This window comes from Myroides albus (assembly GCF_024722315.1).
Taxonomy (GTDB): domain Bacteria; phylum Bacteroidota; class Bacteroidia; order Flavobacteriales; family Flavobacteriaceae; genus Flavobacterium; species Flavobacterium album_A.
Genome location: NZ_CP102754.1, coordinates 3,442,395 through 3,463,900, shown reverse-complemented (window position 1 = coordinate 3,463,900; position 21,506 = coordinate 3,442,395). Strand labels below are relative to the sequence as shown.

16 protein-coding genes and 1 pseudogene are annotated in these 21,506 nt (G+C 33.8%); 14 read left to right on the top strand and 3 right to left on the bottom strand.

What is annotated here, in order from left to right:
- Positions 1-29: 29 nt before the first annotated feature.
- Positions 30-698 carry a uracil-DNA glycosylase gene (gene ung / locus NWE55_RS15425; RefSeq protein WP_155091509.1) on the top strand — a complete coding sequence of 223 codons (669 nt, stop codon included), beginning with the start codon at positions 30-32 and terminating at the stop codon, positions 696-698.
- 162 nt (positions 699-860) lie between these two features.
- On the opposite strand, the gene NWE55_RS15420 is transcribed toward ung, so the two are convergent.
- Positions 861-2,033: a proline dehydrogenase family protein gene (locus tag NWE55_RS15420; RefSeq protein ID WP_155091508.1), complete on the bottom strand. Its 1,173-nt coding sequence runs from the start codon at positions 2,031-2,033 to the stop codon at positions 861-863.
- A 960-nt stretch (positions 2,034-2,993) separates the two neighbouring features.
- On the opposite strand from NWE55_RS15420, the gene aroB reads away from it, so the two are divergent.
- From aroB to NWE55_RS15375, 9 genes and pseudogenes are all read left to right on the top strand, one after another.
- The gene (gene aroB / locus NWE55_RS15415; protein ID WP_155091507.1) at positions 2,994-4,061 is read left to right on the top strand and encodes a 3-dehydroquinate synthase; all 1,068 of its coding nucleotides are present in this window, start codon (positions 2,994-2,996) and stop codon (positions 4,059-4,061) included.
- Between the two features lie 374 nt (positions 4,062-4,435).
- Positions 4,436-5,833, top strand: coding sequence for a type III PLP-dependent enzyme domain-containing protein (locus NWE55_RS15410; RefSeq protein ID WP_155091506.1), 1,398 nt, complete (start codon positions 4,436-4,438; stop codon positions 5,831-5,833).
- Between the two features lie 39 nt (positions 5,834-5,872).
- Positions 5,873-6,847, top strand: coding sequence for a deoxyhypusine synthase family protein (locus tag NWE55_RS15405; protein ID WP_155091505.1), 975 nt, complete (start codon positions 5,873-5,875; stop codon positions 6,845-6,847).
- A gap of 95 nt (positions 6,848-6,942) precedes the next feature.
- Positions 6,943-7,236 (top strand): annotated as a pseudogene (locus NWE55_RS15400) (hypothetical protein); the annotation flags it as partial.
- Positions 7,237-7,372: 136 nt separating this feature from the next.
- Positions 7,373-8,467 (top strand): redox-regulated ATPase YchF, encoded by a 1,095-nt coding sequence (gene ychF, locus NWE55_RS15395; RefSeq protein WP_155091503.1) that lies wholly within the window; start codon positions 7,373-7,375, stop codon positions 8,465-8,467.
- 192 nt (positions 8,468-8,659) lie between these two features.
- On the top strand, positions 8,660-9,583 hold the full coding sequence (locus tag NWE55_RS15390; protein ID WP_155091502.1) for a YihY/virulence factor BrkB family protein: 924 nt from the start codon (positions 8,660-8,662) through the stop codon (positions 9,581-9,583).
- An 86-nt stretch (positions 9,584-9,669) separates the two neighbouring features.
- Positions 9,670-11,526: a DNA topoisomerase IV subunit B gene (locus NWE55_RS15385; RefSeq protein WP_155091501.1), complete on the top strand. Its 1,857-nt coding sequence runs from the start codon at positions 9,670-9,672 to the stop codon at positions 11,524-11,526.
- 1 nt (position 11,527) lies between these two features.
- Positions 11,528-14,176 (top strand): DNA gyrase/topoisomerase IV subunit A, encoded by a 2,649-nt coding sequence (locus NWE55_RS15380; protein ID WP_155091500.1) that lies wholly within the window; start codon positions 11,528-11,530, stop codon positions 14,174-14,176.
- A gap of 20 nt (positions 14,177-14,196) precedes the next feature.
- Positions 14,197-15,105: a phospholipase A gene (locus NWE55_RS15375; RefSeq protein ID WP_155091499.1), complete on the top strand. Its 909-nt coding sequence runs from the start codon at positions 14,197-14,199 to the stop codon at positions 15,103-15,105.
- Positions 15,106-15,208: 103 nt separating this feature from the next.
- Here the strand turns inward: NWE55_RS15375 and NWE55_RS15370 are convergent, their stop codons facing one another.
- Together NWE55_RS15370 and hemN are read right to left on the bottom strand one after the other, a co-directional pair.
- A complete protein-coding gene (locus tag NWE55_RS15370) occupies positions 15,209-15,412 on the bottom strand; it encodes a hypothetical protein (protein WP_155091498.1) in 204 nt (67 codons plus the stop codon).
- Between the two features lie 33 nt (positions 15,413-15,445).
- On the bottom strand, positions 15,446-16,807 hold the full coding sequence (gene hemN / locus NWE55_RS15365; protein ID WP_155091497.1) for an oxygen-independent coproporphyrinogen III oxidase: 1,362 nt from the start codon (positions 16,805-16,807) through the stop codon (positions 15,446-15,448).
- Positions 16,808-16,894: 87 nt separating this feature from the next.
- Here hemN and NWE55_RS15360 point away from each other — a divergent pair, with 87 nt between their 5' ends.
- From NWE55_RS15360 to NWE55_RS15345, 4 genes are all read left to right on the top strand, one after another.
- On the top strand, positions 16,895-17,272 hold the full coding sequence (locus tag NWE55_RS15360) for a rhodanese-like domain-containing protein (RefSeq protein ID WP_155091496.1): 378 nt from the start codon (positions 16,895-16,897) through the stop codon (positions 17,270-17,272).
- Positions 17,273-17,374: 102 nt separating this feature from the next.
- Entirely contained in the window at positions 17,375-17,662 is a 288-nt protein-coding gene (locus tag NWE55_RS15355) for a DUF4834 family protein (protein WP_155091495.1), read from the top strand.
- 115 nt (positions 17,663-17,777) lie between these two features.
- The gene (locus NWE55_RS15350) at positions 17,778-20,204 is read left to right on the top strand and encodes a YfhO family protein (RefSeq protein ID WP_258204382.1); all 2,427 of its coding nucleotides are present in this window, start codon (positions 17,778-17,780) and stop codon (positions 20,202-20,204) included.
- On the top strand, positions 20,200-21,498 hold the full coding sequence (locus tag NWE55_RS15345) for a glycosyltransferase family 4 protein (RefSeq protein ID WP_258204736.1): 1,299 nt from the start codon (positions 20,200-20,202) through the stop codon (positions 21,496-21,498). The genes NWE55_RS15350 and NWE55_RS15345 overlap by 5 nt, the downstream gene beginning before the upstream one ends.
- The last annotated feature ends 8 nt before the right edge of the window (positions 21,499-21,506 follow it).

Sequence of the window (21,506 nt, the reverse complement as noted above, 5' to 3'; positions counted from 1 at the left end):
TTATTTTTGTCCACCTAATATTTTGAATCATGATTAGTAATTTGAGTAGTGATTGGCAAGATAAACTACAGAGCGAGTTTAATCAACCCTATTTTTCAGTTTTGACAAAATTTGTAGAACATGAGTATAAAGAAAAAACTATCTTTCCACCACAAGACTTGATCTATAATGCTTTGAACTTGACGAGCTTTGAAGACGTAAAGGTTGTTATCTTGGGGCAAGATCCTTATCATGGGCTGTTTCAAGCCAATGGGTTGTCTTTTGCTGTGAATAAAGGGGTAAAAATTCCTCCAAGTCTGGTGAATATTTACAAAGAGTTACAAGATGATTTAGGTATTAATAACAAACAAAATGGAGATTTAACCCCTTGGGCAAAACAAGGAGTCTTGTTGCTTAATGCTACTTTGACCGTGGAGCAAAAAAAAGCAGGTTCTCATCAAAAGAAAGGCTGGGAGATCTTTACAGATGCGATCATAAAGCTTATTGCTGAGCAGCGCGAACACGTTGTTTTTATTTTATGGGGGAGTTATGCTCAGAAAAAGGGGAAGGCAATTGATCGAAATAAACATTTAGTGATCGAGACTGCTCACCCTTCACCATTATCAGTTTACCGAGGATTTTATGGAAGTAAGCCATTTTCTAAAACCAACGCTTACTTGAGTGCGAAAGGTTTAAAAGAGATTGATTGGCAAGTGTAAGTTATTCTCACAATGTCGATAAGATGAAATAGGGAATACTATACTGTATTGCTTAGAGAACTTAGGGTTAATTCCAATGAACTAAAAGAGCATAGGATAAAAAATAAAAACGGGGAACTTTTTAAAGTTCCCCGTTTTATATTATAGACCTGTTTTGTTTGCTTACAGGTTTCTTCTCTTCATTTCAGTTTTAATAAGGTCTAACTCTCTGTTAGTTTGACCAGCAACAGAAGTATTTTCTTCAGCTCTTCTGATTAAGTAAGGTATTACATCTCGAACAGGTCCAAATGGCAAATATTTAGCAACATTGTAATTAGCTTTTGCTAAGTTGAAGCTAATATTGTCGCTCATTCCGTATAATTGTCCAAAATACATTCTCTTATCACTGTGTGCTATATTATGTTGCTCCATTAATTGCATCATTAAGTAAGAGCTTTTCTCGTTGTGTGTTCCAGCGAATAAAGCCATGCAATCCATATTTTCAAGCATAAAAGTCACAGCAGCATCATAGTTGATGTCTGTAGCAGCTTTGTCAACGCAAATAGGTGATTTGTATCCTTTTTGTGCAGCACGCTCTCTTTCAATCTCCATATAAGCCCCTCTTACAACTTTCATCCCAATGTGGAAGCCTTCTGCTTTTGCGATTTGGTGCAAGTCTTTAAGGTATTGCAAACGATCCCAACGGTATAACTGTGCTGTATTATATATATATGCTTTTTCAGTATTGTACTTGCGCATCATGTCTAAAACAATCTCATCCGCAGCATCCTGCATCCAGCTGTGTTCTGCATCGATTAAAAGTAAAACTTTTCTCTCAGCTGCATATTGACATGCCACGTTAAAACGGTAAACAATGCGTTCCCATTCTTTTGCTTCTTCTGCTGTAAACTCTTTCTTTTCACCTTTTTTTACAAACATATCAAAACGACCAAAACCAGTTGGTTTGAATACGGCAAATGGAATAGAATCTGGCCTTTCTTGTGCAAATTGAATTGTCTTTAAAGTCATGTTTAAAGCCACGTCAAATTGTTCTTCTGTTTCTTTTCCTTCCACAGAGTAATCTAAAACGGAAGCCACTTTTCCTTGAGAATACATTCTGTCAACTACTGATAAACAATCATCTTCACTGATTCCTCCACAGAAGTGGTCGAAAACAGTTGAACGAATTAATCCTGTTACTGGTAGGTGTGTTTTAATAGCAAAATTTGCCAGAGCAGATCCCATTTTTACTAAAGTGGGTTTGCTGATCATATTAAAAAGAAAGTGCGCTCTTTTTAATTCTTTATTATTTTTAAGTGCAAAAGCAACTTCTGTATTGTTAAATAAATTTTCCATTATAAAAAGTAAATTCGTTAGGCAAATATAAATACTCTTTTAGTAATATTTTAATAGTTTTCAGTATTTATATTACTAATCATGTATTTACTTCAGGCTAATTTTAGTCTTGTCATTTATGTGCTACTCACTGATTGTTTAAACTATTTGAGTTTAAATACTTTAGTTTTTTCTATCGTGTTTTGGTTAGGGATGACTTTGACATTCTTGATCGAGATAAGAGCAGTTGTCGTTGAGAGTACTTAGTTGTTTACTATTATTAGTTAGAATAGAAATTTCCTCTTATAAAGTCCTTTTTGAACAGGTGTTTCTAATCTATATTTACCAAATCCGCAATGATTACAAAAAAGGAATAAATAAACACAAAATAGCACAATTAGATAGGTTGTTTATTGAGCGAGCTTCCCTTTAAAGCCTTATAAATAAAGGGGTGGCTATTTTTTGCTGCATATAATCAATGTCATTTGTTCGGATATTGCTCGGATCAAGTACGGTTTTTACTGGGTTTAGCGCCAATTATCGCAACTAACCCCGACTAAAGCCCGAACAAACTTGGAAGAATAGCTTTTTAAGTATCTGTAAATAGCGATTGGTTATCGTCAAGTAAACAGGTTTAATAGTTGTTTATATCGAGGAGCTTGACTTATTTACAAACTACTTTGGAAAAGGCGTATTTCTCAAAGTTGGTTTAAGCTTTGTTTTGTTTGAAAAGAGAAAGTGTAAAAATCGAGACGTTAGATGAATTAATGTTTAGGGATCTCTGATTGCATTAGATTTACGAAAGGGAATTCTTTTCTAATTTATCTAAAGATATATTTGGTCGAATATCTTTAAAAGCCAACTTTTTTTAACAATAAAAGATGTTTTGAAATTTGATTTGTGGTAAATCGTTAAAAAAGATTTTAAGCGGGCATATTTCAAATATTTATACTTTATTTTGTGTTGAATAAAAACAGTAGCATGGAAAACATAAAAACAGAACATTACGACATCTTATTTGGACAAGAAGCATATGGACAATTGGGGACATATCTAAATAACAATGGTTATAGCAAGCTTTTTATCTTGACAGATTCAAATTGTTACGAACATTGTTTGCCTTATTTCTTAAGTAATTTGCCAACCGAAGTGCCATTTGAAATCATCGAAGTTGAGCCAGGAGAAGAAAACAAGGTATTGGATACTTGTGCAGGTGTGATACAGACTATGTTAGAGTTAGCAGGAGATCGCAAGAGTATTTTAATTACTGTAGGAGGAGGTGTAATCACGGATATGGGCGGATTCATTGCATCTGTTTTTATGAGGGGGATTGATTTTATCAATATACCAACATCGTTGCTTGCTATGGTTGATGCTTCTGTAGGAGGAAAAACAGGAGTAGATCTAAATGGTATTAAAAACTGTATAGGTGTTTTTGCTATGCCTAAAATGCTAATTATCGATGTAAATTACTTAGAGACTTTAGAGGCGAGGCAAATTAAAGCAGGATATGCTGAAATGCTAAAACACGGCTTGATATTTGATGCTAATTATTACAATTATTTGAAGGATATAGCAAATGTTGATTTTGGTGATTTACAGGCACTTATTCATCATTCAGTTGTAATCAAAAATACGGTTGTGACACAAGATCCTAAAGAACAAGGGTTGAGAAAGATATTGAATTTTGGACATACGGTAGGTCATGCAGTGGAGAGTTATTTTTTGACTAATGAAAGTAAACAGACACTACTACACGGCGAAGCTGTAGCTTTGGGAATGGTTGTAGAGGCTTTTATTTCAAAAGAGTTAGCCCAATTATATGAACAAGACTACTTGAATATTAAACACGCGATTCAAAGCATCTATGGGGTGGTTGATTTGTCAGAAGACGACATCCTAAATTCGCTGGAATGGTTGAAGTTTGATAAAAAGAACTACAGTGGAAATATACGCTGTGTCTTATTAAATAAAATAGGGGAGTCTGTCTATGATATTGAGGTAAGTAAGGAGTTGATAATTAGTGGGTTAAATTCATATTTGAATTAAGATTCAAAAACAATCACTTTTTGCTTTTTCATTGCAATATTTTGTTACATTTGCGCTCGTGAAAATAGATGTTTTATATATTAGATTCTGTGTGTCTGCAAGGCACAAAGTAAGGCGTTTTGTCAAAAGGCAAAAGGCCAATTATGTATTTGGCATTATCAAGTATTCTAAGCAGGCACTTAATTCGTTTAGATTTAGAGATAAGTTGCCGATAGTATTTGCTAATATTAGAGTTTGAAAATCGATTAAGTTAGAAGCCAGATTTCGCTCAAAGTAATTAGTAATTATTATCTTTATATTTTAATGATTATAATTGCTGCGTGATCGGAGTTAATTGAGAAAGAATTTTTTTAACCTTTATTAAAAGAAAAGACATGAACACAAAATATGTTGACTTAATCAACCAAACTTTTTACTTTCCACAAGAAGAATTCAAATTAAACAAAGATAACCTTCAGTTTCACAATATTGATTTATTAGGACTCGTTGAAAAATACGGTACTCCATTGAAATTTACTTATTTACCTAAAATCTCTGAAAACATTAGCAATGTAAAGACGATCTTTAGAAAAGCAATGGAGAAGAATAAGTATAAAGCAAATTACTATTACTGTTATTGTACAAAGAGTTCTCACTTCTCTTATGTATTAAACGAAGCGTTTAAGAATGATATTCATGTAGAGACTTCTTCTGCTTTTGACGTTAATATTGTTGAAAACTTATTGGAAACAGGTAAGATTAACAAAGATACTTATGTGTTGTGTAATGGGTTTAAACGCGCGCAGTATATTGATAATATTGCCAATTTAATCAATAATAAACACGAGAATACTATTCCTATTATTGATAACTACGAAGAATTAGATCTATTACAAGAGCAAATCAATAAGAAGTTTAAGATTGGTATCCGTATCGCGTCTGAGGAGTCACCTAAGTTTGAGTTCTATACATCGCGTTTAGGGATTGGATATAAGAGTATCTTACCTTTTTACAGAAAGCAAATAGCTGAGAATCCAAATGTAGAGCTTAAAATGCTTCACTTCTTTATCAATACGGGTATTAGAGATACGGCGTACTATTGGAACGAATTAGTGAAATGTCTAAAAGTTTACATTACTTTAAAGAAAGAATGTCCTACATTAGATAGTTTGAATATCGGTGGAGGTTTTCCGATTAAAGATTCTTTGGCATTTGAGTTTGATTACCAATATATGGTAGATGAGATTATCAATCAAATTAAGATTGTGTGTGATGAAGCTGAAGTGCCTGTACCGAACATCTTTACAGAGTTTGGTTCATACACAGTAGGAGAAAGTGGAGGAGCAATCTATGAGATCTTATATCAAAAACAGCAAAATGACAGAGAGAAGTGGAATATGATTGATTCTTCATTCATTACTACTTTACCTGATTCATGGGCGATTAACAAGCGTTTTATCATGTTGCCAATCAACAGATGGAATGATACTTATGAGCGTATTTTGTTGGGTGGATTGACTTGTGATAGCGATGATTACTACAATTCTGAGCAAAACTTGAACGCTATTTACTTGCCTAAGTACAATAAAGAAAAACCATTGTATATTGGTTTCTTTAATACAGGAGCTTATCAAGATCAAATTGGAGGATTTGGTGGTATTCACCACTGTTTGATTCCACAACCAAAACACATCTTAATTGACAAAGATGAGAATGGAATTATCGCAACAGAATTGTTCTCAGAACAACAGACAGCAGAGCAAGTGTTGAATATCTTGGGGTATAACAAATAAGAATTAAAATAAATATTAATATATAAAAGTAATAATAAAATGAGTAAAGGACCAATTAGTCAGTTTATTGAGCATAACTACAGACACTTTAATGCAGCAGCTTTAGTAGATGCAGCAAAAGGGTATGAAGCACACTTAAACGCAGGAGGTAAAATGTTAATCTCTATGGGAGGTGCTATGAGTACTGCAGAGTTAGGGATTTCTTTAGCAGAAATGATTCGTCAAGATAAAGTACATATCATTTCTTGTACAGGAGCTAACTTAGAAGAGGACGTGATGAACTTGGTTGCTCACTCTCACTACAAAAGAGTTCCAAACTATAGAGATTTGACTCCAGAGCAAGAGAGAGAGTTATTAGATAACCACTATAACCGTGTGACAGACACATGTATTCCTGAAGAAGAGGCATTCCGTCGTTTACAAAAACACTTGGAAGACGTATGGCATGCAGCTGAAGCTGAAGGAAAACGCTATTTCCCACACGAATATTTATACCAATTAGTAAACTCTGGTGTATTAGAGCAATACTATGAGATCGATCCTAAACACTCTTGGATTATCGCTGCGGCTGAGAAAAATATTCCAATCGTATGTCCAGGATGGGAAGATTCAACTTGTGGTAACATCTTTACATCTAATGTAATCAAAGGAAAACTAAATGTACACACTGTAAAAACAGGTATTGAGTACATGATTTATTTAACAGAGTGGTATAGAGCTAACTCAGGAGGACACGGAGTAGGATTCTTCCAAATTGGAGGAGGTATCTCTGGAGATTTCCCTATCTGTGTGGTTCCGATGATGTATCAAGATTTAGAGTGGGAAGATGTACCTTTCTGGTCATACTTCTGCCAAATCTCAGATTCTACTACATCTTACGGATCGTATTCAGGAGCAGTTCCTAATGAGAAAATTACTTGGGGTAAATTGGATATCGACACGCCAAAATTCATTGTGGAGTCAGATGCTACAATCGTTGCGCCATTAATTTTCGCTTATATTCTTGGTAATTAATTTTTTAATTTTTAGCAGCTAAATAATGTGATTTTTTATTTGTATTTTACAATATACCTATTACATTTGAAACTGAAATAAAGCAAGAACAAAGAATGAAAAGAGTAATTGTTGATTACGCAAAGTTAACGAACGAAATCTTGACACTATTAGTGGAAAAGTTTCCTGACGGGTATGACGATTCAGATATTATTCGTTTTAAAAACGTTAAAAACGAAACTGTAGAAGCAGTTGAAGTAAGAACTGAGGATACTATTTACCTGGTAAAAGTAAGTACTAAGTTAGCAGATAGAATTGAGAATTTTGACGATGAAGAAGAAGATTATGTAGATCCTTCAGAAGACTCATTAGATGCATTGAAAGACTTGGAAATTGCCGACGACGAAGATTAACAAATAATCTATATAAAAGAGCCACTCAATTGAGTGGCTTTTTTATTTATTCTATTCTTATATTAAGACTATGAACTTCTATAATTTTCAATATATTTGCAAACGATTAAAAATTCACAATATATTTTAAAATATGAAAGCAGGTATAGTAGGATTGCCAAATGTAGGTAAATCAACATTATTTAATTGTTTATCTAATGCTAAGGCACAGAGTGCTAACTTCCCATTTTGTACAATAGAACCAAATATTGGGGTTGTGAATGTACCAGATCCAAGATTGTCTAAATTAGAAGAGTTAGTAGTACCAGAGCGTGTATTACCTGCTACTGTTGAAATCGTAGATATTGCTGGATTAGTAAAAGGAGCAAGTAAAGGAGAAGGTTTAGGAAACCAATTCTTAGGAAATATTAGAGAGTGTAATGCTATTATCCACGTATTGCGTTGTTTTGACAATGATAATATTATTCACGTAGATGGAAATGTTAACCCTATCAGAGATAAAGAGACTATCGATATCGAATTACAGTTAAAAGACCTTGAAACTGTAGAAAAGAGATTAGAGAAAGTAAAGAAAGCAGCTAAGACAGGAAATAAAGAAGCGCAAGTAGAGGCTGATTTATTAGAACGTATCAGAGTGACTTTATTAGAAGGTAAATCTGCACGTGTAGTGGAGGCTAAGAATCAAGATGAGGAAGAATTATTAGAAGATTTTCAATTAATTACGACTAAACCTGTGTTGTACGTATGTAACGTAGATGAGGGAGCGGCTGTGAATGGAAATGATTACGTGGCTAAAGTAAAAGAGCTTGTAAAAGATGAGAATGCTGAAGTAATCGTATTAGCAGTAGGTACGGAGGCTGATATCATGGAATTGGAGACTTTCGAAGAAAGACAAATGTTCTTAGAGGATTTAGGATTAGATGAGCCAGGAGTATCTAAATTGATCCGTTCGGCTTATAAGTTATTAAATCTTCAAACTTACTTTACAGCTGGTGTAAAAGAGGTTAGAGCTTGGACTATTAAAGTCGGAGATACTGCACCTAAAGCAGCTGGAGTAATCCACAGTGATTTTGAGAAAGGATTCATCCGTGCGGAAGTAATTGGTTATGATGATTATGTCGCTTTTGGTTCTGAGGCTAAAGTAAAAGAAGCAGGTAAGTTAAGAGTAGAAGGAAAAGAGTATATCGTAAAAGACGGAGATGTAATGCACTTCCGCTTTAACGTATAATTCTATACTGATAATATTTGATTAGCCCTCAATTGTTTAATTGAGGGCTTTTTGTTTTTATTAAATAGTTGTTAGTATTTTTAGCAATAAAAAGTGTTGCTTAAATTTAAATTAAACTATTTTTACATCATAAAAGGTTAAAAAAACAAAGTATTGTTTATTGCTCTTGAGTGATTTTGTTGAGAAAAAATAATGAAAAAAGAAGGACTATTTAAACGAGTGATTGAGCTGCTAAAGATCTCAGTATTTGATTTTTTAGATGATAATGCAATGAAGTTCAGTGCGGCTTTGTCGTATTATACTATTTTTGCTTTACCACCACTAATTATTCTTATCATTACAGCCAGTGGGCTTGTTTTTGAGCAAAAGGAGGTGGCGGATTTTTTCTATAGTCAACTAAACGATTTGGTTGGCGAGAATACTTCCATTGAAGTGCGTAAGGCGATGGAGAAGGTGACAGTGAGTCGATCTGGTACATTACCTACTATTATTGGCGTGGGAATGCTCTTGTTTAGTGCATCAGGAGTTTTTGCGGAGATTCAGAGTTCAATTAATTATATATGGGGATTGGCAGCAAAGCCCAATAAGAGTATTGTTCGCTTTGTCAAGAATAGATTGCTGTCCTTTGCAATGATTGCTTCAGTAGGTTTTTTACTGTTGGTCAGCTTGATGGTCAATTCTTTTGTCGGGATTTTATACGATTACATAGCTTCGTGGTTTGATGAAGGATTAGTGGATATTGTTTACTTTATTAATAATATCGTTATCTTTATCGTTATTACATTTTTATTTGCTTTAATATTTAAGACTTTGCCTAATGGTAAGATTGGTTGGAAAGAGACTTTTGTCGGTTCAGCTTTCACTGCAGTATTATTTATGATTGGGAAATTTGGGATAGGTTTCTATCTAAGTACCACCGCAACTTCTTCACTTTATGGCGCAGCAGGCTCTATCATAGTGATGTTAATTTGGGTATATTACTCTGCAATGATTTTATATTTTGGAGCAGAATTTACAAAGAATTATGCTTTAATTTTTGGGAATAAAATAGTCCCAGGAGAATATTCTATTGAAATAGATAAGAATGTAATGAAAAGAGAAAATAAAACTCAATAGTACAGAAAATACAGTAATTACAAGCTTTTATAAATTTTTATTTTAAGCTAAATAATAGTAATTTAGCGCAAATTCCTTACGTTTTTATGCAAGATCAAAGTCAGTATACAGAAGATAATATTCGTTCATTAGATTGGAGAGAACATATCCGTATGCGTCCGGGTATGTATATTGGAAAATTAGGAGATGGATCTTCTCCTGATGATGGTATATATATCCTTATCAAAGAAGTGATTGATAACAGTATTGATGAGTTTGTTATGGGTACTGGTAAGACTATCGAAGTTACCTTAAAAGACAAAACAGTTACTGTTCGCGATTACGGACGTGGTATTCCCTTGGGAAAAGTCGTAGAAGTAGTATCTAAGATGAATACAGGGGGGAAATATGACTCTCGTGCATTTAAGAAATCAGTAGGATTAAACGGGGTAGGTACTAAGGCAGTGAATGCCTTGTCTAACTACTTTAGAGTTGAATCTATTCGCGATGGCCAACAAAAAGGAGCTGAGTTTTCGGGTGGAAATTTAGTTGTGGAAGACGATATTCAAGAAACAACTAAACGCAAGGGAACCCGAGTTACTTTTATTGCAGACGAGACTATTTTCAAAAATTACAAGTACCGTACAGAGTACATCGAGAAAATGCTTAAAAACTATTGTTACCTGAATAAAGGTTTGACAATTATTTTTAACGGTGAAAAATTTTACTCTGAAAATGGATTAAAGGATTTGTTGGGAGAAAACATAGATGAAGAAGATCAAATCTATCCAATTATCCATTTGACGGGGGAAGATATAGAAGTTGCTATTACACATAGTAGAACGCAATATTCAGAAGAGTACTATTCGTTTGTCAATGGTCAGAACACTACACAAGGAGGAACGCATTTAGCTGCTTTTAGAGAAGCTTTGGTTCGTACGATAAAAGAGTTTTTCAACAAGAATTTTGAAGCTTCTGATGTAAGAAAGTCTATTGTTGGTGCAATTTCCGTGAAGGTAGAAGAACCTGTTTTTGAATCTCAAACTAAGACAAAGTTGGGTTCAACCGATATGGGGCCGAATTTGCCAACAGTGAGAACGTTTATCAATGACTTTGTCAAGACGCAATTAGATAACTTTTTACATAAGAATCCCAATGTAGCTGAGGCTCTTTTGAAAAAGATTCTCCAAGCAGAGAAAGAGAGAAAAGAACTCTCAGGCATTAGAAAGATTGCTAAAGAACGAGCTAAAAAAGCCAGTCTTCACAATAGAAAACTCAGGGACTGTAGAGTACATTTGACGGATATAAAGAACCCGCGTTACTTAGATAGTACACTCTTTATTACAGAGGGAGATTCTGCATCAGGGTCAATTACCAAATCACGTGATGTAAATACGCAAGCAGTGTTTAGTTTGAGAGGTAAACCTTTGAACTCATACGGAATGACAAAGAAAATCGTATACGAGAATGAAGAGTTTAATTTACTACAAGCTGCTTTAGATATAGAAGACGATTTTGAGAACTTGAGATATAATAATATCGTAATTGCTACCGATGCCGATGTGGATGGTATGCACATTAGATTGTTGTTAATTACTTTCTTTTTACAGTTTTTTCCAGAGTTGATTAAAGATGGACATTTATACATCTTACAAACACCTCTTTTTAGAGTTAGAAATAAGAAAGAAACAATCTATTGTTACAGTGAGGAGGAACGCATTAACGCTATTGAGAAGTTAAAACCAAAGCCAGAGATTACGCGATTTAAAGGGTTAGGGGAGATATCACCAGATGAGTTTAAATACTTTATCGGAGATGATATTAGATTAGACCCTGTAATGCTTGATAAAGCAATGTCTATTGAGAAAATGTTAGAGTTTTATATGGGTAAGAATACGCCAGATAGACAAGAATTTATTATCGATAATCTTAAAGTAGAACTTGACGTTGTAGAAGAAAAATAAAATGAGCCACGAAGAAAACTTTGATCCTGAATTAAATCATAATATAGAAAGCCAATCGAGTGAAGATGCTACGTCTTCACAAGAGGAAGTACAATCTGAGACTATTACCAAGGTAACAGGATTGTATAAAGAGTGGTTTTTAGATTATGCTTCTTATGTAATTTTAGAACGTGCTGTACCTGCAATTGAAGATGGTTTTAAGCCAGTTCAACGCCGTATTATGCATTCAATGAAAGAATTGGATGACGGGCGCTATAACAAGGTTGCCAATATTGTAGGTCATACGATGCAGTATCACCCTCATGGGGATGCCAGTATTGGAGATGCTATCGTACAGTTAGGTCAGAAAGAACTGCTGATCGATATGCAGGGAAACTGGGGGAATATCTTAACTGGAGATGGAGCAGCTGCTTCGAGGTATATTGAAGCTCGTCTGAGTAAATTTGCCTTAGATGTTCTTTATTCGCCAAAGATTACAACTTGGCAGGCTTCGTATGACGGTCGTCGCAATGAACCAGTTAATTTACCAGTGAAGTTTCCATTGTTGTTGGCTCAAGGAGGAGAGGGAATTGCAGTTGGATTATCAACTAAGATTTTACCTCACAACTTTATCGAGTTAATCACAGCTTCGATTAATATTTTAAAGGGTAAACCTTTTACTATATATCCAGACTTTCCTACTGCTGGTATTGCAGATGTATCCAACTACAACGATGGACAAAGAGGAGGGAGAGTTCGCGTACGCGCCAAAATATCACAGTTAGATAAGAATACGCTTGTCGTAACTCAAATTCCCTTTTCAACTACAACAACTTCTTTGATTGATAGTGTCTTAAAGGCAAATGAAAAAGGGAAAATAAAAATTAAGAAAATTGAAGATAATACAGCTGCGGAAGTAGAGATACTTATTCATTTACCAGCAGGTACTTCTCCAGATAAGACGATTGATGCACTTTATGCTTTTACGGCTTGTGAGACATCGATTGCTCCTTTGGGGTGTATTATTCAAGATAATAAGCCTTTGTTTACAGGTGTGAGTGATATGCTTGTCATGTCAACACATCAAACCGTTGATTTGCTTAAACGCGAATTAGAGATTGAATTAAGTGAATTAGAAGAAAAATGGCATTTCTTATCCTTAGAACGCATATTTATTGAAAATAGAATTTACCGTGCAATAGAGGAAGAAGAAACATGGGAGGGAGTGATTAGCGCAATCGACTTAGGTTTAAAACCGTTTGTTACTAATCTAAAACGCGATGTGACTACTGATGATATTGTTCGACTGACTGAGATAAAGATTAAGCGAATTTCGAGATTTGATATTGATAAAGCTAATCAGATCATCGAGTCTTTGGAAGATGATATCGAACAAGTAAAATACCACTTAGCGCATTTAATTGAGTTTGCTATTGACTATTTTACGCGATTAAAAGAAAAGTACGGAAAAGGCAAAGAGCGCTTAACGGAGCTAAAAAGCTTTGATACAATTGAAGCGACAAAAGTTGTGCTGCGCAATACGAAGCTTTATGTAAATAGAGAAGAAGGATTCTTTGGTACGAGTTTGCGCAAAGATGAATATGTATGTGACTGTTCAGATATTGATGATATTATCGTCTTTTTAAGAGATGGCTCAATGGTAGTCTCTAAAGTAGATGAGAAGAAGTTTGTGGGTAAAGATATTATTCATATTGCAGTATGGGATAAGAATGACAAACGCACAATCTATAATTTAATTTACAGAGATGGTAAGTCAGGTTCTTCTTTTGTAAAGAGATTTAACGTGACGGGTATTACTCGAGATAAGGTATATCCGTTGACACAAGACAAGCCAGGCTCTCAAATATTATATTTTTCTGCAAATCCAAATGGAGAGGCAGAAGTAGTCACAATCTTATTAAGACAATTGAGTAATGTTAAGAAACTCAAGTTTGATTTAGATTTTGCAGAGATGTTAATTAAAGGCCGAGCTGCCAAAGGAAACGTGGTAACTAAATACGCCATTAAAAAAATTGAACTCAAAGAAAAAGGAATTTCAACACTTCGCCCGCGCAAAATATGGTTTGATGAAACTGTTCACCGTTTAAATGTCGATGGTAGAGGAGAGCTTTTAGGTGAGTTTAAAGCTGAAGATAGGTTGTTAGTAATAACACAAAGTGGTAAAGTAAAAACTATCGTTCCTGATCTAAGTAAGCACTTCGAAGAAGATATGATTGTCTTAGAAAAATGGAAACCGACCAAGCCTATCTCTGCTATTTATTTTGAAGGAGAAAAAGAGCGTTACTATATTAAGCGCTTTTTAATTGAGAATGAGAACAAAGAAGAAACATTTATTTCAGATCACGCTAATTCAAGATTGGAATTGGTATCTACGGACTTTAGACCTGTGGTAGAGGTTGTCTTTAGCAAGGTGAAGGGAGTTCAAAAGGACAATCTGGAAGTAAATATAGAAGATTTTATTGCTGTAAAGGGTATTAAAGCACTTGGTAATCAGCTGACTGCAGACAAGATTAAACTTATCAATCTTCTCGAATCTCTACCTTATGAAGAGGAAGAGGAGGAGGAAGAGGAAGTAGTAGATTATTCATTTGATGAGGATCTACCTGATACTATCGTAGATGAGGATGGTCAAGGAACACTGTTATTCTAATTCTTAAAAGAGATCTAATTATGATTAAAAGAATACTATTAATCTCGTTTGCTTTAAGTAGCTATAGTATATATGCTCAAGAAGCTGATGATTTGCTGTTTAGTCAAGATAGGCAAAATCAAGGATTAGATCAAAGATGGGAATTAACCCCAGAGACAAGAGGAAGAACTTTTACGATTAGTCCCTATAAGCCAGTTTATATTTTGCCTTTTCGCTATGTGAATAAGCCTAATGAATTGCCTGCAAGTTTAAGTGAGCCAAATGTTTCTACCGAACACAAAGATTATGATAATTTAGAGATTAAATTTCAGATTAGCTTTAAGACTAAGGTGGTTCAAGGGTTGTTTTTCGGAAAAGGTGATCTATGGGTTGCTTTTACACAGACTGCCAATTGGCAGGCGTATAATGGCGATTTATCAAGACCCTTTAGAGAGTTGAATTATGAACCAGAACTCTTGTTTAATTATCCTTTGAATTTAAGTTGGAATAGATTGAAATTTAAAATGATAGGATTTGGGTTTAATCATCAGTCTAATGGTCAGAGTCTACCAGAGTCCCGAAGTTGGAATCGCTTTACAATGCATTTGGGGATGGAGTACGACCGATGGACTTTCTTTGTAAGACCATGGTTAAGGTTGAGAGAAAAGGCTAATGCAGATGATAACCCTCAGATTACAGAATATGTAGGAAAAGGTGAGTTTAATGCTGTGTATGCCAATTGGGGTCATGTGTTTACCTTGAATTTCAGAACTAATTTTAGGTTTAATGAACACCATAAAGGCTATACGGAGTTTACCTGGTCATATCCGATAAAGAATCACTTAAAGGCATTTCTGGCAATTAGCAATGGCTACGGGGATTCTATGATTGATTACAATTGGAATCAAACCAATATAGGAATTGGAATTTCTTTAATGGAGTGGTTATAAGATATTTGTAAATAACAAAATGAAAAGAGGGAACCATTGGTTCCCTCTTTTTGAATAGCTAATGCTTTGAAATAAACATTTAGCAATAAACAAATGACAATTTTTATTCCCCTTTCTTAGCGTTCTCCTGATCTTGTTGTCTTGCCGCTTTCTTTAAAGAATACACAAGGTATACAGCAAAGATGATAAAGCTTAAATGCGAAAACCAGTTGATTTGAACTGACCATAAATTGGAAGCATCCAAGCTATAAATCCCATAAACAAAGACCAGTAGGACTAAAAAGGTGATTATTTTTTCTATTTTCATTATCTGATACTTTAAAATACTATTATAAATATACTAAATTGTCATTGAAAACAACTGTCTATCTGGCTTATTCGCCTGTAACCTCAAATCGAAGGCCATACAGATGTTTCGAACAAAGGCTCTGCCTTTTCTTGTAATTTTAATAGTATTTCCTTTTACTTCTATGAGTTTATCACTTTCAAACTCTTTCATCTCACTAAGTGTCGTTGAAAAATCAACCTTGTCTAAATCTTCTGTAAGATCCGTTGAAAGTGAACACATCAAGTTTAATATATGTTTTCGTATAATTAAATCTTCTTCATTGAGAATATGACCTTTAACCACAGGAATTGTATTCTGATCTAAAAGCTGGTAATACTTCTCTATGTCCTTTTCATTCTGTGCAAATGCATACCAACTATCACTAATAGATGATACACCTAAACCTACCATTAACATCGTTTTAGAAGAAGTATACCCCATAAAGTTTCTGTGGATATTGCCATTGTTTAAAGACTTGTAGAGAGAGTCACTTTTAAGAGAAAAATGATCCATACCTATTTCTACATAATCGTTTTTTAGCAGCAATTCTTTCCCTTTTTCATATAAAAGGCGTTTTTCATCATCCTTAGGAACGTCAGAATCTTTGAATCCACGTTGACCACTTCCTTTTATCCAAGGTACATGTGCGTAGCTATAAAAGGCAAGACGATCAGGAGATAGCGATTTTGTCTTTTCGATTGTGTCGATGATGTGCTCTAACTTTTGGAATGGCAATCCATAAATTATATCATGTGATATAGAAGTATATCCTATTTCTTTGGCCCATACAGTAACTCTTGCTACATCGTGGAAGGATTGTATTCTATGTATTGCTTTTTGTACTTCAGGGTTGTAATCTTGCACGCCAAAACTAACTCTTCTAAAGCCCAAATTATAAAGGGTTTGAAGGTGACCTTTTGTCGTGTTATTAGGGTGTCCTTCAAAGCTAAACTCATGGTTATCCGCGATTTTGGCTTTAGAGGTAATCCCATTGATTAACATTGTTAAGTGTTCTGTAGAAAAAAACGTAGGAGTACCTCCTCCTAAGTGAATCTCTTTTATAATTGGCGTTTCGTCAAATTCATTACAATATAACTCCCATTCTTTCAACAAAGCCTGAATATAAGGTTGTTCAACCTCATGTCTTTTCGTAATTCTTTTGTGACAACCACAAAAAGTACAAAGGCTTTCGCAAAAAGGAAGATGTATATAGATACTTATTCCTTCATTTGCATTTGATTCCCTAAAAGCTTTTTTAAAAGAATCTATCCATAGATTTCTTTTAAAAGTCTCTTGATCCCAATAGGGAACAGTGGGATAACTGGTATATCTTGGACCGGGAACATTATATTTTTGTATAAGAGATATAGTCATTTTTAGTATATTTGAAACAAATGTAATTGAATAGCAAGCCTATTACAATGACATTTGTCATTTTTTTAAACCACTATTAACAAATGTATGATGATTAAAACACTTTTTTTAACGGTAATGCTGTCAAGTTTATCGTTATCTGCTAGTTATGCACAGGAGAATAATGATAAATTTTTATTGAATAAAGAATCTTTTGAAGTTATATCTAAAGATAATAAAAGCAATGTAATAGATGTGCGAACTGCGAAAGAATTTAGTGAGGGAAGTATAGGAGAGGCAAAAAACATTGACTTCTTAAAAGAAGATTTCATTGATCAAATGAAACAATTCGATAAACAAGAGCCTATTTACATTTTCTGTAAATCTGGAAAGCGAAGTGCAAAGGCAAAACAAGCATTGGTCAATGAAGGTTTTCTACAAGTGTATGAACTTGACGGAGGATATACTAAATGGATAGAAGAATAAGTTATATTAATCTCATAAAGTAAATAGTTTTATCAATATTTTAAGACTATATTTTGTAGTAGTCTTATTATAATTTCTATTTTTGAAAAAAATGAAAAGGTTATGGATACAGCTTCTTTTACAGGTTTTCTAAAAACATTATGTATAATAATCTTAGTTTATTATGCATTTAAATTCGCTATGCGATATTTGTTTCCGATGCTTGTCATTAAGGCGGCAAAGAAAGCAAGTGAGAATTTTCAACAACGACAACAAGATTTCTATCAACAAAATAATAGTTCAACTTCGTCTAATCAAACAACAAATAATGATGATACAGGAGGTAAGGTGCCTCGATCAACAAAAATTGTGGGCGAATACATTGAATTTGAAGAGATAGATAAAAAATAGAGGTTCTGATAATCAGAACCTTTTTTTGTGTCTAATTTTATAGGTGATTCTTCATTGCTCCATTTAATTTATTTAATTTAGCGAATCATAAAAAAAATTAAACTCCTAATTAAAGATGGACACCATAAAGAAGATATTACCTCACTTGCTAATTGTTATTGGTTTTGTTTTTATTTCATTAGCTTATTTTTCTCCAGTATTATCCGGTAAGACTATTAGTCAATCTGATATTGTTCAATATACGGGTATGGCAAAAGAGCAGATTGAATTTCGCAAGAAAACAGGTGAAGAACCTTATTGGACAAATAGTGCATTTGGTGGAATGCCCACTTATCAATTAGGAGCTAAATACCCACATAATTATATTAAAAAGATTGATTCTGCACTGCGTAGTTTACCTCGTCCAGCAGATTATCTTTTCTTGTATTTTATTGGTTTTTATACTTTAATGATTTCCTTGGGGTTAAAGCCACTGCGCTCATTTATAGGTGCATTGGCTTTTGGTTTTTCAACATATTTAATCATTATTTTAGGAGTTGGGCACAATGCAAAGGCACATGCTATTGCTTATATGCCAATGGTGTTAGCAGGAGTAATGTTAGTATTCCGAAAGAAATGGGTAGTTGGATCCATATTGACTGTGTTTGCAGCTGCATTAGAAATTAATGCGAATCACTTTCAAATGACTTATTACTTATTGTTGTTATTGCTAATTGTTACAGCCTATTATACTGTTTTATACATCAAGGTAAAAGATTTTAAATCCCTGGGTATTGCCTATGGTATTTTTATAGTTACTGGTATATTGAGTATAGGAGCCAATGCTACCAATTTATTGGCAACTTCAGAATATACAAAGTTTAGTACAAGGGGTCAGAATGAACTTACTTTTAATCCAGATGGAAGTAAAATAGACACTTCACATTCATTGTCTTATGACTATATTACGGAATATAGTTATGGAAAGTTTGAAAGTTTGAATCTTATTGTGCCTCGTCTAACTGGCGGTGGAAATGCCGAAAAGTTAGATGAGAGTTCAAGTATGTTTAAGTTTGCAACTTCAATTGGTGCTAATCCAATAGAAGCTAAACAATTTTCAGAACAAGCACCAACTTATTGGGGAGATCAACCCATTGTCGCTGCCCCAGCATACATAGGAGCAGTAGTCTTTTTCTTATTTGTATTGGCGTTTTTCGTTGAAAAGAGAAAGATCAAGTATATTTTTATAGCTGGAGCTCTTGTATCTCTTCTACTATCTTGGGGAAAGAACTTTTCTTTACTAACGGATTTCTTTATTAATTATATTCCTTTGTACAACAAGTTTAGAGCTGTTTCCTCAATTCAAGTTATCTTGGAGCTATGTGTTCCTGCATTGGCAATGTTGGGGTTATACAGTTTTTCAAAGGTGACTAAAGAAGAACAATTAAAAGCAATTAAGTATACCACAGCTATTAGTGGAGGGGTGTTATTATTTTTATTTGCTATAAAGGGAACATTGAGTTTCTCAGGATTGAATGACGCTGCTTATAAGCAAATGTACGGTGAGTATGGCAATAGCTTTGTAAGGGCTTTAATAGAGGATAGAAAATCTATTTATACCAGTGATTTACTTAGAAGCTTGTTTTTTGTACTTGTAACTGCTGTAGTTTTATTTGTTGTTAATAAAGGAAAGTTAGCAGCGAACTACGCTTTGATAATCATTGGTTTTTTAATTACTGTTGACCTTGTAGTAGTAGATAGAAAATATGTAAATGACTCGAAATTTGTAGCAAAAAGACAAATGGAAGAACCTTTTATGCCAACAGAAGCAGATAAGGCTATTTTGTCAGATCCAGCACATTTTAGAGTTTTTGAAGTTCAGGGTGGCTTTAGTAGTGCAAGATCTTCGTACTTTCACAATTCTCTTGGAGGTTATCACGCTGCAAAACCGATGAGAATGCAGCAATTAATGGATTATCAGATTAGTAAAAGTAATATGGAGATACTCAATATGTTGAATGTTAAGTATATCATCCAGAAAGATCAAGATAATAACGATATACCTTTAGTTAATCAAGAAGTTAATGGAAATGCTTGGTTTGTATCTACTATTGATAAAGTAAAGACTGCAGATGAGGAAATGAAGGCACTTTCAGGCTTTAAATCTAAAACCAATGCTATTTTAAATTCAACGGCATTTGATCAAGTTTCCATAAAAGATAATTATACAGTTGATTCACTTAGTCAAATTAACTTAGTGAGTTACGCAGCAAATAAAATAGTTTATCAGAGTAATAATTCACACGATGGTTTTGCTGTTTTCTCTGAAATATACTATCCAAAAGGATGGGTTGTTAAAATAGATGGAAAAGAAGTAAATAACTTAGTGGGAGTAAATTATGTTTTAAGAGGATTAGAAATTCCAAAAGGGAAACATGAGATAGAATTTACATTTGAACCTGAAGTAATTAAAAAAGGGAGTAAAATTTCGTTAATTAGCTTTATTGTCATAATTTTATTAACAATTGGATTAATTGCTTATCAACAGAAAAGAAGAGATTAAAAAGATGAAGGAAAGAGTTTTAATTATAAGTTATTATTGGCCACCTGCAGGGGGACCAGGGGTTCAAAGATGGCTTAAATTTGTAAAATATTTGCCTGACTTTAATATAGAACCAATAGTGTATATTCCGGATAATCCGACTTATCCTATTATTGATTCAGAAATAAGTAAAGAGGTTAAGGAGGAGGTTACCATCCTTAGAAATAGTATAAAAGAGCCTTATCGATTTGCTGATTTATTTGGTAGTAAGAAAGCAAAAGCAATGAGTGCTGGAATGATTTCAAATCACCGTAATCAAACTAAATTAGAGAAAATACTACTTTGGATTAGAGGTAATATGTTTATTCCTGATTCAAGAGTAGGGTGGGTTACACCTTCAATTAAATATTTGAAAGAGTATTTAAAGAATAATCCCGATATAACTAAAGTGATTACAACAGGGCCACCTCATAGTATGCACTTGATTGGCAAGGGGCTAAAGAAAGATTTGAATATTAAGTGGATTGCTGATTTTAGAGATCCTTGGACTACTATTGGATATCACAAAGAATTAAAGCTGTCAAAGCGCTCGAAGGCTGCTCATGAACAATTAGAGATTGAGGTTTTAAATACAGCTGATCACATCATAGTAACCAGCAAAGGTACTCGAAAGGAGTTTGAAACCAAGACTAATAAACCTATTTCTATCATCACTAATGGGTATGATATAACTGATGTGCCAAAGGTTGCCTTGGATGAAAAGTTTACCATCGCACACATCGGCTCATTTCTATCAGATAGAAATCCAAGAGTATTTTGGAAAGCTTTAAGTGAACTTAGAAAAGAGAATAAAGCCTTTAAAGATGCTTTTGAATTAAAATTAGTTGGTCGAGTAAGTGATGATATTTTAGAAACGATCAAAGAGTTTAAACTGGATTCATGTACAAATAATCAAGGATATATAAATCATAAAGATTCATTACTTCAGATGAGATCATCTCAAGTTTTATTACTTGTTGAGATTGATTCAGATGATACTAAGTCTATTATTCCAGGAAAACTTTTTGAATATATGGCTTCTGAGCGTCCAATATTGGCTATTGGTCCAGAAGAATCAGATTTCTTTGAAATTATACAACAGACCAATACAGGTAAGATTGCACTCTATAGTGAGAAAGATAAAATTAGAGATATAATCTTAGCGTACTTCGATTTATATCAACAGAATAAACTACAAGTATACGCTATGGGCTTGCAATATTTTAGCAGAAAGCGTTTGACTGAAAGGTTAGCTGCAATTATAGATAAGTTATAAAAAAAGAG

Bases quoted from the DNA above. Each gene is read 5' to 3' on its own strand.
- NWE55_RS15350 (WP_258204382.1), top strand. From the start codon at position 17,778: ATGGACACCATAAAGAAGATATTACCTCACTTGCTAATTGTTATTGGT.
- NWE55_RS15405 (WP_155091505.1), top strand. From the start codon at position 5,873: ATGAGTAAAGGACCAATTAGTCAGTTTATTGAGCATAACTACAGACAC.
- NWE55_RS15370 (WP_155091498.1), bottom strand. From the start codon at position 15,412: ATGAAAATAGAAAAAATAATCACCTTTTTAGTCCTACTGGTCTTTGTT.
- NWE55_RS15420 (WP_155091508.1), bottom strand. From the start codon at position 2,033: ATGGAAAATTTATTTAACAATACAGAAGTTGCTTTTGCACTTAAAAAT.
- NWE55_RS15375 (WP_155091499.1), top strand. From the start codon at position 14,197: ATGATTAAAAGAATACTATTAATCTCGTTTGCTTTAAGTAGCTATAGT.
- NWE55_RS15360 (WP_155091496.1), top strand. From the start codon at position 16,895: ATGATGATTAAAACACTTTTTTTAACGGTAATGCTGTCAAGTTTATCG.
- NWE55_RS15355 (WP_155091495.1), top strand. From the start codon at position 17,375: ATGGATACAGCTTCTTTTACAGGTTTTCTAAAAACATTATGTATAATA.
- NWE55_RS15390 (WP_155091502.1), top strand. From the start codon at position 8,660: ATGAAAAAAGAAGGACTATTTAAACGAGTGATTGAGCTGCTAAAGATC.
- NWE55_RS15380 (WP_155091500.1), top strand. From the start codon at position 11,528: ATGAGCCACGAAGAAAACTTTGATCCTGAATTAAATCATAATATAGAA.
- ychF (WP_155091503.1), top strand. From the start codon at position 7,373: ATGAAAGCAGGTATAGTAGGATTGCCAAATGTAGGTAAATCAACATTA.
- aroB (WP_155091507.1), top strand. From the start codon at position 2,994: ATGGAAAACATAAAAACAGAACATTACGACATCTTATTTGGACAAGAA.
- ung (WP_155091509.1), top strand. From the start codon at position 30: ATGATTAGTAATTTGAGTAGTGATTGGCAAGATAAACTACAGAGCGAG.
- NWE55_RS15385 (WP_155091501.1), top strand. From the start codon at position 9,670: ATGCAAGATCAAAGTCAGTATACAGAAGATAATATTCGTTCATTAGAT.
- NWE55_RS15410 (WP_155091506.1), top strand. From the start codon at position 4,436: ATGAACACAAAATATGTTGACTTAATCAACCAAACTTTTTACTTTCCA.
- hemN (WP_155091497.1), bottom strand. From the start codon at position 16,807: ATGACTATATCTCTTATACAAAAATATAATGTTCCCGGTCCAAGATAT.